This window comes from Granulicella sibirica, assembly GCF_004115155.1.
Taxonomy (GTDB): domain Bacteria; phylum Acidobacteriota; class Terriglobia; order Terriglobales; family Acidobacteriaceae; genus Edaphobacter; species Edaphobacter sibiricus.
Map to the genome: position 1 here is coordinate 419,960 of NZ_RDSM01000002.1, position 14,339 is coordinate 434,298.

Sequence of the window (14,339 nt, forward strand, 5' to 3'; positions counted from 1 at the left end):
CAGACCTGGACCTCGACTTCACGTGAGATGGTCTGGAGGGTGCAATGAGAGCTGTGTGGATGAGGGCCGCGGTTGTTGGTCTTGGAGTATGTCTGTCGGGCGCGGCGTTCGCGCAGGATACGACTTCGGATGACAAGAAGTTTCTTGTCGATGCTGCGCAAGGGAGCCTGTTTGAAGTCAACCTGGCGAAGCTTGCGTTAGAGAAGTCGGGCGACCCGAATGTGAAGGAGTTCGCGAGCAAGATGGTGAAGGATCACACCATGTTGATCGAGAGCATGAAGCCGTTGGGGAAGAAGCTTGGCGTGAAGGAACCTACGGGGCCTACCGTCGCCTCACGGGCTAAGTACCAGGAGCTGAAGCTGAAGTCGGGAATCAGCTTCGATCGGGCTTACGTCGAGACGATGGTGAAGGATCATCACGACGATCTGAAGGACTTCATGGATGAGGATCAGAAGACGACGAACCCCGAGGTGAAGGCGGCGGTAGAGAAGGGTCTCAAGGTCATCAAGGAACATACCGTGATGATCGATGGGATCGCCCGGCAGGGTGGGATCGATGTTCCGGCTATGCCTGGGGAGTAGCTTGTATCTTGTCGCGAGGGCCGACCTTTTGAGGTCGGCCCTTTTATTTGCCGGGTGGTAATAAGCGACGGCAGCAGAAGACGCCGATTCTCTTCGGGAATGACAACCAGAACGGCAATAGTTGCGGGCGTTAGTTTTCGGTGGTCTCGCGCTTGTAGGGCTTTTGCATCGAGGCTCTTGCTTCGTTGACGGCGCCCTGGGTGTTGTCGTTGGTTTGGACGGCGAGGCGGTACTCGTTGACGGCGCGGTCGCGCTGGCCGGTGACGTCGAAGATGCGGCCTAGTTGGACGTGGCTCCAGACTTCGGTCCACTTGGGCTCGTCGTCTCCGCGGAGGGCGTCGCGGAACGAGTTCGCGGCGGACTGGTAGTTGCGCTGGTTGAAGAAGATCTCGCCGATGCGGTAGCTGGCGAGGGAGCTATTGCGGTTGGCGTCTAGGGCTTTCTGGTACTCAACTAATGCGGCGGTGGTGTCCCCTTGCGCTACGAGCTGCTGGCCACGGAGGACGGCTACGCGGACGGTCAGGTCGGGTGTGCTTTTCAGCAGCCAGTTATCGGCGTCGATGGTGATCTTGCGGGGGCGGCCGAAAGTCTCGATGGAGTAGTTGGAGTCGTTGCCGCTGACGTCGATGCGCTTAAGCTCAGTTTTGCCGTCGGTTTCGATGCGGAGCTCGACGGGCATGCGGAAGAGGTCGAGATCCTGGGTGATGGCGCCGATGGTGCGGAAACCCTTGTTGTTGCCGAGGCGGAAGACGGAGAACTTGTCACCGAAGGCCGGGGCTCCGGTGCCGTCGAGCCACTGGGCGAAGAAGGGGGCGAGGTTGTCCTTGGCGTCACCGACTGCGATGTTCTCGGCGAGGTTCTGGACGTTGATGCTGCGGATGCCCTTGTCGGTGTACTGGGTGAGGAGGGTCTTGAGGAATTTGTAGAAGCCGTCGTCGCCTAGCTCCCAGCGGAGCATGTGGAAGACCATGGCTCCCTTGCCGAGGGTCATGGACTGGAACTGGGGGGAGTAGGGGTCGAGGCGGCCCAAGGTGGTGAGGGGCTCGGTGTCGTAGGCGAGGGCTTCGGCGGAGAGGTCGCCGATGGAGGTCTGGAAGGAGTTTTTGCCGGCGGAGTCCTCGAGGAAGAGAAGTTCGGCGTAGCGGCACATGCCGTTGGTGATCCATGCGTCGTTGAGGGTGTAGGGGGAGACCTTCGATCCCCACCACTGGTGGGCGAGGGTGTTGGCGAGGAGGCGGCTGGCGTTGCGGTAGTCGACGATGCGGTTGCCGGCGATGGCGATGATCTCGGGCGCCCATGCGGCGGAGGCTCCGAGGTCTTCGGGGAGCTCGACGATGTTGAGGCGGCCGGATTCGGGCTGGCCGAAGATGCCGGACATGAACTCGAACTCCTTGTCGGCCTGCTGGGCGAAGGGGACGGCTCCGGGCTTGCGCTTGTCGGTGACCCAAACCTTGATGTTGTTGACGCCGGGTGCGGTGATGGGATCGAGGAACTTGCCGGCGATGATAGTTCCGGGGAAGCCGGGCTTGGTCCAGTTGAAGGCGTACTCGGCGCGGTTGGCGGGGAGGGTCTTTTTAGCGGCGAATCCGCTTCCGCTGCCGACGACGGACTCGTCGGCGGGGACGCGGATGTGCATCTCGGCGGTGAAGCGGTCGGTGAAGAGACCGGTCATGGGAAACCAGCGGCCGGGGTAAAGAAGGATCGAGATGGGGTCGCCGATGGCGGCGAGCTTGATGCCTTCGACGGGGCTGGTGTCGGCTCCGACGAGCTTGCCGGTGTACTCGAAGGTCCAGGTGTTGACGCTGTTTTTAGCGAGGGGGGTGGCGAGGGTGAAGCGGACGGAGGAGTTGGTGGACAGGCGCTCGGAGGGCAGCGGGGTGTTGTGGCCGTCGGTGACTTTGGTGAGGGCGAGGCCGTTGTTGAGTTCGAAGGAGACGATGGGGAGGTCGTCCATGGCGGTGAAGGTGACGATGGCGATGGCGGTGAGCTGGTTCGAGGCCGGGACTAGGTCGGCGGAGATGTTGTAGGCGGTGATGTTGATCTGCTGCCGGGCGGGCGCGGCGTAGGCGGCGAGGGTGGAGAGGCAGAGGACGGCAAGTGCGGCGATGAGGCGGGCTGGGCGTTGCGGGAGGCGCATGGGTCTGGAATTCCTCGAGAATCTTCTGTCCACAGAAGGAGAACGCATAGGGAGTGATGATGGACGTGCTGCTGCATTAACCGCTTGTCGAGATGTTAGACGCATGTGGGGTCGAAGTGGACTTGAGACCGGGATTGTGACGTTTTGATGACAGGCAAAGGGTCCGGCTGGGCCGCCGGACCCTCGGGCTCGTTAGTTGGCGGAATATTTTTCGACGTGATCAATGGCAATGACTTCGACGGGGGTTTTTTCGGCGTCGAGCTTGAGGCCGACCTGTTGGGTGAGGGCCTCGAAGAGGCTGGGAGCGGCTACGGTGGTGTCGGTTGCGGCGGGGATGGGGGGTGGGTGACCGGCGAACTGGGAATCGTTTGGGGTGAACTTGAAGCTGAAGTCGTACTTGCCGGTGAGGCCGGTCTTGTCGACGACGGGACGGTCGAGGACGAGGGTCTGAAGGAAGTTGGTGAAGTCGGTGAGTGTGCCGTTGCGGACGCCGAGGGTGAGGCCGCCGTCGCCGGGGCGGAAACCGAGGCCGGGAAGAGGGCCGGTGAGCTGGGTTGGGGTGAGCTTCTGTCCGGTCTTGTCGACGGTGAGGACGTAAGCGGAAAGCTCGCGCTTCTCCATGTGGAAGGTGAGCTTGAAGCGGTCCGCGAGGAGCTTCTTGATCATGGTTTTGAGCTGCTTGGGGTTGGGGACGCCTTCAGTGTCAGGGACGGCGTCGATGTCGAAGCGGTCCTTGTCGACCCAGTCGGGGGCTCCGACGATCTGCTTGGACTGGACGTCGTAGGCGAAGGAGATGAGGTCGCTCACGGCGGAATTGCGGGTGGTGAAGTTGCGTCCGCGGACGTTGAGGCCCTGGATCTGGGAGGCTCCTGAGGGATTAGGCTTGATGGTGGCGACTTCGAAGGCGGGGTCGGCGTCGGCGGCCATGAGCTTAGGCGGCGCGGGCGGAGGTGGGATCTCCCAGGCGGTTTCTTTCGTGGCACGGGCGAAGTTGACGGGCTGGGGTTTGGGGCCGCCGGTCATGGTTCCGGTGATGGTGTTGCCGTCGGGACTGAGGGTGCCCTCGTAGGTCGCGCCCATGACGTCGATGGTTAGCTTGAAGGCGGAGCCGTCGAGGGTGATGGTGGAGGTGTTGATGGGCTGGGCTCCGTCGTCGCGGATGATGAAGAGCTTTCCGGCCCAGCCTTTTTCGGCCTTGGTGATGCGGAGGACGATCTTTGTGGGTTTGCCAAAGTCCAGCATGCCCTGCCAGTCTCCGGCGAGGTCGCCCTTGGCGTGGGTTTCGGTGATCGCTGCCGGGGCGGGCGTTTCCTGCGCGTGGATGGCGGGGGCGGCGGACAGGGCTGCGATTGCCAGGACGGCTATGGTTGCGAGCCGGACCGGTCGTGGGTGGGTGGAACGTGGGGACATTGCGTTCTCCTTGTTCCTTATCTTCCTGTGGGTCCGGGTGCTTGTCGGGGTTCGATCTGTAGACGTTTGGTGATCCGGGCGCGTATGCGGTTGGGAAGGCTTTATTTTGATGGGCGGTTGAGGAGTTGGTCGACAGCGTCGGCTACACGTTCGATGGGGGTGGAGTTGGCGGGAGGTAAGAGCGTGGCGCGGGCCTGGGCGAGGTCAGCCAGCATGGCAGCGCGCCTCGGAGAGTCGGCGAGGAGAAGAGTCAGAGCCGGGGCTACGTTGGCTGAGTTGAAGTGCTGGTTGATAAATTCAGGGACGATGCGCCGGCCGGCGATGAGATTGACCATAGCGATGGGGAGATTGCCGTGATCGTCCTTTGGAGCGGGGATCTCGCGGGGATAGGCGACGAGAAGTTTCGCGAGGGCGAAGGTAGTTGGGGAGACGCGGTAGACAACGACAAAGGGATTTCCTATAAGCAAGGCCTGGACGGTGGCGGTGCCTGAGGCCACTAGGGAGGCGCGGGCGTGGTGGAGGGCCTCCCGAGCGTCGGGGACGAGGCGGATCGTCGGAAGAGATAGGGAAGGCCTGACTTCCTTATGCCGCGATTCGAGTTGATCGGTGACCATGTGCTGCAGTTGTTCGCGATCGATCGTGGTTGCCACGGGTAAGAGGTATTCAGCCCCATCAGGGAGACGAACTGCCGTGTCCAGCATTTCAGGCAGGTTCAGCCTGATCTCCTTCCAGCGGCTGCCGGGGAGGAGCGCGATCCAGGGCATCGTGGGATCGAGGTCGTATCGGGAGGCGTATTCGCTGCGGGGGGATGTGGGAAGCGGGAGTGAGGCGAGGGGGTGACCTACGAACTCGGCGTCTACGTTTCGGGCGCGGTAGAACTGGGCTTCGAAGGGGAAGATGACGAGCATGCGGTCGACGCGCTGCTGGACCCAGCGAAGGCGTCGACGCTTCCAGGCCCAGAGCTGGGGGCTGACGAACCAGAGGACCGGGATTCCGAGGCGCTTGCAGTGTTTGGCGAGGCGGAAGTTGACGTCGGGGAAGTCGATGAGGATGGCGGCGGCGGGACGCTCGGCTTTGATGGCGGCGACGAGCTTGCGGTAGCTGGCGTAGATGTGAGGGATGTGGCGGAGGATCTCGGTGATGCCCATCACGGCGACGTCTTCGGCGCGGATGACGCGGCGCTGGCCGGCGGCTTCCATCTCGGAGCCGCCGAGGCCGAAGAAGGTGGCGCCTGGGTGGCGGCGGGTGAGTTCGCTGATGATCTGCGCGCCGTAGTGGTCTCCGGAGGCTTCGCCTGCGGAGAGGAAGATATGCGGATTGGACGTTATGCCGATTTGGGTAGTTTAGCTTGGGGAATTCTGGATCGAAGAAGTCCCGGCGAGCAAGAGTTTTCTGGGTGTGCCCGGCGTTTCCGGCTGACGAAAAAGTGATTCTTGTGCGGCGCTTCGATGATATTAATAGTGCGTCCACCCCAGACAGGCCTGATCGACGATTCGCCTTGAGGCGCTATGGAACTGAAGCCGAAGGTTTTAGTTGTGGACGATGAGGAGAGCCTGCGCAGCTCAATCGGGAAGATCCTAGAGATGCATGGGTTTGAGGTGCGACTTGCGTCGAACGTGCCTGAGGGTTTGGCTTTCATTCGCGCGGAGTCTTTCAACGTGCTGATTAGTGATTTGAAAATGCCTGGGCCGGGCGATGGATTGACCGTTATCGAGGCGATGCGCGCAAGCAATCCGAAGGCGATCACCCTGCTAATGAGCGCCTTTACGGATCCGGGACAGGCTACGGTACGGCTGCGGGCCGATGAGATTCTTCGGAAGCCGGTGGCGATGCGAGAGGTTGTGGGGCTGATCCGGCAGAAGCTTGCGTCGGCGGGAGAGCCACAGCCGGGAAGTGCCGCGGAGTAAGGCCTGGCCTTGCTTTCCCACTTTGGTAGAGCGGGCATGTGAATGGTTATTCCTTTTGTGCAAGATGGATGCGCCGGGCGGTAGGATTTGCTCGTGTCCCACACTGCCTCATCGACGGTGGCTGATCGCGCCCTCTTGGTTGCGGGTACGAGCAGGATGGCGGAGGCGATCCGTGCGCATGCGTGGGTGGGGACGTCGCTGGGTGCGATTGGGTCCTGGTCCGACACGCTGCTTACCCAGGTGAATCTGGTTCTGTGTTGTCCTTTCCCGGCTAGTCTTTCCTGGGGAGATGAACTCTTGCTTTTTTGTAACGACGCCGCGATCGAAGTGTTGGGCGAACGAAGCGGGTCGGCGCTGGGGTGCTCGTACCGCGATGTGTTCAGGGAAGCCTGGAAAGTACAGGGGACAGAGATAGAGGACTGCTTCGCATCGGGACATGCTTCGAAGCACGACAACGTGCTGATGGCGCTGGGACAAGGTCCAAACTGGGACGACCGCTATTGGGAGTACCTGCTGATGCCGGTCCATGAGGACGGACAGGTTGTGGGGGTGCTAAGCATCTTTCAAGATACGACGGGGGCGGTCCTGTCGAAGCTTAGGCTGGTCCGGGAACGCGCGGATCTTCTGGCGCTGTTCGAGCAGGCACCGGTGACGATTTCGGTCATGGAGGGGCCGGAGCATGTGTACCAGAGAGTCAATCAGACGCACAGGATGATGATCGGAACGCGGGATGTGTTGGGGAAGCGAGTCATCGACGCGATTCCCGAGGCGGAGGAGCAGGGGTATCTGCAGATTCTGAACGAGGTCTACCGGACTGGCAAAGCACACCGGGAGGGTGGCAGGCGGCTGAGACTGCAACGCGCGCCGGGCCACGATCCTGAGGTTCTGTATGTGGACTTTGTGTACCAGCCGCTGCGGGATGTGGACGGGCGAGTGTGCGGGATTATCTCCCTCGGAATCGATGTGTCGGAGCGGCAGAGGGCGGAAGAGGCATTGATCCAAGCAGAGAAGCTGGCGGCAGTGGGACGGCTGGCGAGTTCGATCGCGCATGAGATCAACAATCCGCTGGCAGCCGCAGTGAACTATCTGTACCTGGCGGAGATGAGCGAGGATCTGGGGGAGATTCGGCAGTACCTGTCGGTGGTGGAGCGAGAACTGAAGAGGGTCTCGGCGATCAGCGGTCAGACGCTGCTTTCGCAGAAGCAGGCGATGTCGCTCAGTTCGATTGATGTGCAAGAGCTGGTGGAGAGCATCCTCCCGCTGTACTTGGGGCCGATTCGAAATGCCAAGGTGACGGTGGAGACGAGGTATCGAGCGGAGCGTCCGCTGGTGTGCGCGGAGGGAGAGATCCGGCAGGTCCTTGGGAATCTTCTTTCGAACGCGATTGACGCGATGCACGAGGCGGGTGGACGGCTGGTTGTTCGAGGCGCGGAGGTTACAGACTGGACGACTGGGGATAAGGTACACCGGATGACCGTCGCGGATACGGGTGGCGGGATTCTTCCGGAGTTGATGAAGGATATCTTCAAGCCCTTCTTTACGACGAAGGGGTTTGCGGGGAATGGGCTTGGGCTTTGGATATGCGAAGAGATTACGGCCCGGCACCACGGGCGGATCAGGGTTCGAAGCAACCCCAAGGGAAGCGTGTTTACGGTTTCTCTGCCGCGAATTCCGGATCAGAAGCGGGTCTGAGTATGGACCCCTACGGATTACTATACTGGGGTGATTCTGGAGACGGGCATGGAGGACGCGGGGAAGAGGTTTCGGGGGGTGCTTGAGCGGGGAGACCAGGGGCTTGGGTGGATTATCGTTCGGGTGCCATTCGTGCCGGGTGAGGTTTGGCCGGAGATGGTTCGGCTGCGCGTGAGGGGCGAAGTGAATGGGGTCGCATTTCGGACTTCGTTCTTTCCGCTCGCGGGAAGCGGTTTCTTTCTTTTGGTGAATAAGGCACTGCAGCGTGGAGCGGGGATTGGGGTCGGGAATGCCGCGGAGTTTGCGCTTTGGCCGGATTTGGAGGAGCGGGCAGCGGAACTGCCAGATGAGTTGGCAGAGCTGCTGGATGAGGAGGCGGGGTTGCGGGAGTGGTATGACAGGCTGACCGAGTACACGCGGCGTGAGATCGGGAAGTGGCTTCTCGGGGTAAAGGGTGATGAGGCTCGGTCGCGCCGCGCGATGCAGATGGCGGAGAGGCTGATGGCTACGATGGAGGCGGAGCGGGAGCTGCCGCCGCTGATCGCTATGGCTCTGCGAAGACGTCCGAAGGCGAAGGCCGGGTGGGAGAAGATGACCGAAACACAAAGGCGGGGAGAGTTGATGGCGGTGTTTTACTATCAGACTCCAGAAGCTCGGGAGAAGAGGCTGGGGAAGATGCTGGATCTGGCGGAGACGAAGGCGGGCGATAAATAAAGTCTTACGGGGACGCGTCGAGGATGCCGATCCGGGGTCATAGGGGTCAGTACCTAGTTCACCTAAGGAGATTTCATGAAGGTCAGTGTGATTGCATCGCTTGCGGTGGTTGCCATTTTGCTTTCCAGTGCCGGGGCGCAGAAGACGGTTACGGGCAAACACGGAAGCACGGCGACGGGGTCAGCCACGCAGAAGGGCGCGACGGTGAGCGGATCGGGCACGGCTACGGGGGCTCGGGGAAACACTGCTTCGGGCAGCGGAAGCGTGGCGAAGACCAAGACCGGGACGAGCGAGTCCGGAGTGGTAACGGGGCCTAAGGGTGGGACCACCACGGTAAGTGGGACGACCACGAATAATGGTGGTAACACCACTGCTTCGGGGACTGCTACCGGACCCCGGGGGAAGACGAAGAGCGGTACGGCAACGAGGTAGCGTTCCGCGATCTAGGCTGAGGCGAGGGTTGGGGCGGAGATCTCCTGGTCGCGGTACTGGAGTTCGTAGAGCTTGTAGTAGAGGCCTCGATGAGCTAGCAGTTCCTGATGGGTGCCGCGTTCGCGGAGCTGGCCTTTGTGCATGACGAGGATCGAGTCGGCTCGCTGAATCGTTGAGAGGCGGTGGGCGATCAGGACGCTGGTGCGACCGGCGATCATGCGGGAGAGGGCGAGGCGGACGCGCTGCTCTGTTTCGGTGTCCACGGAACTGGTGGCTTCGTCAAGGATGAGGATGCCTGGGTCGTGGGCAAGAGCTCGGGCAAAGCTGATGAGTTGCTTCTGGCCGGTGGAGAGGGTGGCTCCGCGTTCGATAACGGGTTCCTGAAACTGCTTCGGCAGGGCACGGATGAAGTCGCCTATATTGACCTCGTCGACGGCGCGCGCGAGGCGTTCGTCTGTGATCCACTTCGAGCCGAGCCGGATGTTGTCGGCTATCGTTCCGGTAAAGAGGAACGGGTCCTGAAGGACCACACCGAAGCGCTTGCGGAGCGACTGGAGTTCCTGGTCGCGGACGTCTACTCCGTCGACGAGGATCTGGCCGTGCTGGATGTCGTAGAAGCGCATCATGAGGCCGGTGATGGTTGTCTTGCCGGCTCCGGTATGGCCGACGATAGCGGCGGTTTCGTCGGGTTCGATGATGAAGGAGACGCCGCGAAGGATCCATTCGATGCTGGCGTCGCCGGGGGCGGCGTGCGGAGCGTCCTGGTAGGTGAACCAGACGTTGCGGAACTCGATGCGGCCGTGGGTTGGCCCGGTCTTCGCGCCCTGGATCGGGTTAGCGGGGGAGAGGATGCCGGGCTCGGTGTCGAGGAGTTTGAAGACGCGTTCGCTGGCGGCCATGGCGGCCTGCAGGATGTTGTACTTCTCGCTCAGGTCCATGATGGGGCGGAAGAAGCGCTGGGCGTATTGCATGAAGGCGATGAGGACGCCAAGAGTGACGGTGCCGTGGAGGACGCTGGCTCCGCCGCGCCAGATGACCAGGGCGATGGCGATCGCGCTGAGGAGTTCGACGGCTGGATAATACAAGGCGTAGGCGAGGATCGCGTCTTTGAAGGCGTCCATGTGGAGGCGGTTAATGGCTTTGAAGTCGTCGTAGGCGTACTCTTCGCGGTTGAAGAGCTGGACGATGGCCATGCCGCTGACGTGTTCTTGCATGTAGGTGTTAATAGCGGCGATGGCGTGGCGAATGCGGCGGTAGCTATCGCGGACATGCTTGCGGAAGATCTTGGTGACCCAGAGGATGGCCGGGATGACGGAAAGAGTCAGGAGCGCGAGCGGCCAGCTCATGCGGAGCATGATGATGACGATGAAGGCGAGGACGAAGACGTCCTCGAAGATGGCGAGGACGCCTGAGGTGAACATCTCGTTGAGGGCGTCGACGTCGGACGTGACGCGGGTTACGAGCTTCCCTACGGGGTTCTTGTCGAAGAAGGCGGGAGACATGCGCTGGATATGGCGGAAGATCTGGCTGCGGAGATCGAACATGATCTTCTGGCCGGTCCACTGCATGAGGTAGGTCTGGAGGAACTCGAGGGCGTAGGTCAGGAGGAGCGAGGCGAGGTAGAGGAGGCTGAGGGCGGTGATGCCGCCGAAGGGGGTTGGGGGAAGATGGCGGGCGAGCCAGGAGAGCTTGGCTGGTGGCGTGTCGGCCATGTAGGTGTCGACGGCGACCTTGACGAAGTAGGGGCCGAGGACGTCGCTGCCGGCCTTGATGATGATGGCGGCGGCTGAGAGTGAGGTTTGGAGCTTGTAGGGCCCAAGGTAGGTGACGAGGCGGCGCATGAGGCGGCTGTCATAGGCCTTGCCCACGACGTCGTCGTCGGGCGGTGCGGATCTCTTTGGGTCTTCTTCAGCCGACTTTTCTTCGGCCGTTTTGGCCGCTCCGATGCCTTCAGGGCCTGACTCGACGGCTTCGGCCGATGGGCCGTCGGGTGCAAGCGCGGCGGGCTGGGTACACTCGGAATCCCTGGCGGCGTCGTTCTGGGTGTCTTGAAGATCCATGCTCTGTTGTGATTCTAGATGCTCTCGAAGGTGGTTAGTTTCGTGAACCTCCGATGTTTCCGGGATGGGATCGAACGAGAGCAAGGCTCTTCTGGTCCGATGTGAGCAGGTTCGAGGCGACGACCCCTAGGATGACGCCTTGATTTGGACTCTGGGCAAAGACGACGAGACGGATGGGCCGTCCGAAGCCGGTGGTGCCGAGGGCGAAGGCAACTGGTCCGCCGTTGAGGTCTCTCAAGGTGCCGATGCGGGTGAGGGAGCGGACGACTCCGACGTGCCGGAGGGTCTTGCCGCCGTTCTCCCCATTGCGGACCTGGGTGATGTCCTCGGGGTCGACGATCGCAGCGTAAAGGTCAGCGTCTGCGGTGGCAGGAGATGAGACGTGAAGGGTGGCGGAGAGCATTTTGCCAGTGAGGGTCAGAGGCTCGAGCCGGAGGGCAACAGCTCGGGGGTGGGCGGCGGCCTGGGCGATGGCCCGTGAGGCGGCGTGGGGGTCGCTGCCATTGAACTGGGACTGACCGTCAACGACCATCTGCGGTGTGTAGATGTCGGGGAGATCGAAGCGATTGCTGTAGCGGCTCTGACGCTCGGTGGTGGCGTGGGAGGAGAAGCGGTCTCGCCAGCCGAGCTGGTCCCAATAGTCGACGTGCTCGCTGAGAACGATGACGTTGGCGGAGGCAATAGGTTGGTCGCGTTCGAGACGAGCGAGGAGGGCGTCGGCCGGCGGGCAGCTCGAGCAGCCTTCGGATGTGAAGAGCTCGACGAGAACGGGCGTGCGGGAAGATTGGCCGGCGGCGAGAACGGACGAGAGAAGAAGGGCGGTGGCGTAGATACGGAGGGGCATGGTACCTCAGGGACTGAGCGTGAAGGATTGTGAATGCTCCGCTGAGGGTTAGAGGCTGTCGCCGGCGTTTAGTTACCGATCATCATGAAAGAATGAAGTTGTGACTTTCTCCGTGCAAAGAAGAGATGATGCGGTTGGGATCTACCTCTCCGTGCCTTTCTGCAAGGCGAAGTGCAGCTTTTGCAACTTTGCGTCCGGCGTGTTCCCGGAGAGCCGGATAGAGGGTTACATCCAGAGGCTTTGCGCGGAGTTGCGGGGCGCGCGTGCCGCAGTGGATCGGCTTGGCGGGCGGCTGCCGGAGCGAGTGGATACGATTTACTTTGGCGGTGGAACTCCCAGTCTTTTGCAAGCGAACCACTTCGCCCAGGTGTTTCGGGTTTTGCATGAAGAGTTTTCGGTGGACGCGGACGCAGAAGTGACGCTCGAGGCCGCGCCTGGGCAGATGGATCACGTTGCACTCGAGGCAGCTATGCGGCTCGGGGTGAACCGGGTCAGCTTCGGGGTGCAGTCGTTTGTGGATGCGGAGTCGGCTGCGGTCGGTCGGCTGCATACGGGGGCGAAGTGCCGGGAAGAGATTGCCCGGATGGAGCGGATGGGGGTGGAGCGGCTGAGTCTCGATCTGATTGCGGGTCTTCCGCACCAGACGGGTGACAGTTGGGACTTTTCCGTGCGGGAGGCAGTCGAGACCGGTGTGGGGCATGTGAGTGTTTACCTGCTTGAAGTGGATGAGGACTCGCGGCTCGGGCGGGAGGCGATTGAGGGTGGAGTGAAGTACGGAGCGGGGGCGCTACCCTCGGAGGACGTGGCGGCGGAGTGGTATCTGGCTGCCTGCGAGAAGTTGGGAGCTGCGGGGCTGGCGCAGTATGAGATTTCGAACTTTGCACGGGTGGGGCAGGCTTCGCGCCACAATTTGAAGTACTGGCATCGGCAGCCTTATCTCGGGGTTGGGCTGGATGCGCACTCGATGCTGGTTTGTGACGGCGATGGTGGTGACGTGGCGGTTCGTTGGGCGAATACGGATGACATGGATGGATATATGGCTTCAGGGGTTCCGGCGCGCGGGGTGCAAGGGCTGACGGTGCTCGGGGCCGGAAGTCCTGAGGTGGATCGGATCGGGGTGGATGAGGCGTTTGAGGAGTCGTTTTTCCTAGGACTGCGGCTGAATGAGGGGGTGGACCTGGGCTGGCTGCGGAACGAGTTTGGTGGGGTGAGGATGGATCAGGCGCTTGGCAGTTTGCGGGACGTCGAGGAGGCCGGGTTGGTGGAGCGGCGGGACTCGAGGGTTCGGCTTACGGCAAGTGGGCGGCTTGCCTCCAATGAAGTATTCAGCAGGCTACTGGTCGCCTAGGCGGTCGGCCCATAGGGAGGCTTGATGTACGGATTGGGAACAGCGGTGGAGACGAAGCAGGTTGAGGGTCAGATCAGGCAGCCGGTGGATCTACGTAGTGACACGGTCACGAAGCCAACGGACGCGATGCGGGAGGCGATGGCTTCCGCTGAGGTGGGGGACGACGTGTACGGGGAAGACCCAACCGTCAACCGGCTGGAAGCGCGGGCGGCGGAGGTGTTCGGGCGCGAGGCGGCGCTTTTTGTGCCGACGGGGTCGATGGGGAACCAGATCGCGATTCGCCTGCATACGCAGCATGGGCAGGAGGTGATCTGCGAGGCCCGATCGCACGTGCTCGATTGGGAGATGGCGATGATGGCGGCTTTCTCCGGATGCCAGGCGCGGGCGGTGGCGGCGGAGCGAGGGATTCTGACGTGGGAGCATATCAAGCCGGCCATTGGGGCGAAGATCTACTATCGGGCGCAGACAGGGCTGATCTGTCTTGAGAACTCGCACAATATGGCGGGCGGGACGGTGACGCCGGTGGAGGTAATGCGGGAGATATGGGATGGGGCGAAGGATGCTAGGCTGCCGGTACACCTGGATGGGGCGCGGGTTTTTAACGCGGCGACAGCACTTGGGGTCTCAGTGGCGGAGTTGACGGAGGGGTTCGATACCGTAATGTTCTGCCTGTCGAAGGGGCTGGGAGCTCCGGTGGGGTCGATGCTGGTGGGCTCGGGTGAGGCGATCGAGCAGGCGAGGATGCATCGGAAGGCGCTGGGCGGTGGCATGCGGCAGGCCGGGGTGCTGGCTGCGGCAGGGCTAATCGCGCTGGAAGAGATGCCGGCGGTGCTGACGGCGGATCACGCCAATGCACGGATGCTGGCGGGGACGGTCGCACGGTTCAAGTCGGCGGAGATCGATCTTGGTGCAGTCCAGACGAATATTGTGATCTTTACGCTTGTCGGGAATGGAGATGCCGCGGCTTTTGTGGGAAGGCTGAAGGCGCGGGGGGTGCTGGCGAGTGCGACTGGGCCGCACGCGGTGCGGTTTGTGACGCACCATGATGTGACGCTGCGGGATTGTGAGCGGGCGGCTGGGGTGGTGGCGGAGGAGTTGGAGGGGTTGGGGTAGGACTTTTGGGGACGTAGTTTCATTGACCGCCAAAGGCAACCGCCAAAAGCAAAGGAAAACGCAGATTCCCTTCGGGAATGACAACCAAAAGGGGCAAGGGC

The 14,339-nt window shown here is 61.9% G+C and carries 12 protein-coding genes; 7 read left to right on the top strand and 5 right to left on the bottom strand.

Annotated elements, in window-relative coordinates:
• Positions 1-59 precede the first annotated feature (59 nt).
• Positions 60-581 (top strand): DUF4142 domain-containing protein, encoded by a 522-nt coding sequence (locus tag GRAN_RS12760; RefSeq protein WP_161570957.1) that lies wholly within the window; start codon positions 60-62, stop codon positions 579-581.
• 130 nt (positions 582-711) lie between these two features.
• On the opposite strand, the gene GRAN_RS12765 is transcribed toward GRAN_RS12760, so the two are convergent.
• The 3 genes from GRAN_RS12765 to lpxB all read right to left on the bottom strand — a co-directional run bounded on the left by GRAN_RS12765 (position 712) and on the right by lpxB (position 5,462).
• Positions 712-2,718, bottom strand: coding sequence for a M1 family aminopeptidase (locus GRAN_RS12765; protein ID WP_128913421.1), 2,007 nt, complete (start codon positions 2,716-2,718; stop codon positions 712-714).
• A 192-nt stretch (positions 2,719-2,910) separates the two neighbouring features.
• Entirely contained in the window at positions 2,911-4,128 is a 1,218-nt protein-coding gene (locus GRAN_RS12770) for a TIGR03435 family protein (protein WP_128913422.1), read from the bottom strand.
• A 101-nt stretch (positions 4,129-4,229) separates the two neighbouring features.
• The gene (gene lpxB, locus GRAN_RS12775; protein ID WP_128913423.1) at positions 4,230-5,462 is read right to left on the bottom strand and encodes a lipid-A-disaccharide synthase; all 1,233 of its coding nucleotides are present in this window, start codon (positions 5,460-5,462) and stop codon (positions 4,230-4,232) included.
• 174 nt (positions 5,463-5,636) lie between these two features.
• Between lpxB and GRAN_RS12780 the strand changes: the two genes are divergently transcribed.
• The 4 genes from GRAN_RS12780 to GRAN_RS12795 all read left to right on the top strand — a co-directional run bounded on the left by GRAN_RS12780 (position 5,637) and on the right by GRAN_RS12795 (position 8,873).
• Positions 5,637-6,035 carry a response regulator gene (locus GRAN_RS12780; protein WP_128913424.1) on the top strand — a complete coding sequence of 133 codons (399 nt, stop codon included), beginning with the start codon at positions 5,637-5,639 and terminating at the stop codon, positions 6,033-6,035.
• Positions 6,036-6,128: 93 nt separating this feature from the next.
• Positions 6,129-7,727 (top strand): ATP-binding protein, encoded by a 1,599-nt coding sequence (locus GRAN_RS12785; RefSeq protein ID WP_128913425.1) that lies wholly within the window; start codon positions 6,129-6,131, stop codon positions 7,725-7,727.
• 48 nt (positions 7,728-7,775) lie between these two features.
• Positions 7,776-8,441: a YdeI/OmpD-associated family protein gene (locus GRAN_RS12790; RefSeq protein WP_128913426.1), complete on the top strand. Its 666-nt coding sequence runs from the start codon at positions 7,776-7,778 to the stop codon at positions 8,439-8,441.
• Between the two features lie 75 nt (positions 8,442-8,516).
• The gene (locus GRAN_RS12795) at positions 8,517-8,873 is read left to right on the top strand and encodes a hypothetical protein (RefSeq protein ID WP_128913427.1); all 357 of its coding nucleotides are present in this window, start codon (positions 8,517-8,519) and stop codon (positions 8,871-8,873) included.
• Between the two features lie 11 nt (positions 8,874-8,884).
• Here the strand turns inward: GRAN_RS12795 and GRAN_RS12800 are convergent, their stop codons facing one another.
• Both GRAN_RS12800 and GRAN_RS12805 read right to left on the bottom strand, forming a co-directional pair.
• Positions 8,885-10,933 (bottom strand): ABC transporter ATP-binding protein, encoded by a 2,049-nt coding sequence (locus GRAN_RS12800; protein WP_128913428.1) that lies wholly within the window; start codon positions 10,931-10,933, stop codon positions 8,885-8,887.
• 34 nt (positions 10,934-10,967) lie between these two features.
• Positions 10,968-11,777 (bottom strand): DUF1223 domain-containing protein, encoded by an 810-nt coding sequence (locus tag GRAN_RS12805; RefSeq protein WP_128913429.1) that lies wholly within the window; start codon positions 11,775-11,777, stop codon positions 10,968-10,970.
• Between the two features lie 100 nt (positions 11,778-11,877).
• Here GRAN_RS12805 and hemW point away from each other — a divergent pair, with 100 nt between their 5' ends.
• Both hemW and GRAN_RS12815 read left to right on the top strand, forming a co-directional pair.
• Positions 11,878-13,125: a radical SAM family heme chaperone HemW gene (gene hemW, locus GRAN_RS12810; protein WP_241654545.1), complete on the top strand. Its 1,248-nt coding sequence runs from the start codon at positions 11,878-11,880 to the stop codon at positions 13,123-13,125.
• Positions 13,126-13,149: 24 nt separating this feature from the next.
• A complete protein-coding gene (locus GRAN_RS12815) occupies positions 13,150-14,238 on the top strand; it encodes a threonine aldolase family protein (protein WP_128913430.1) in 1,089 nt (362 codons plus the stop codon).
• Positions 14,239-14,339: the final 101 nt, after the last annotated feature.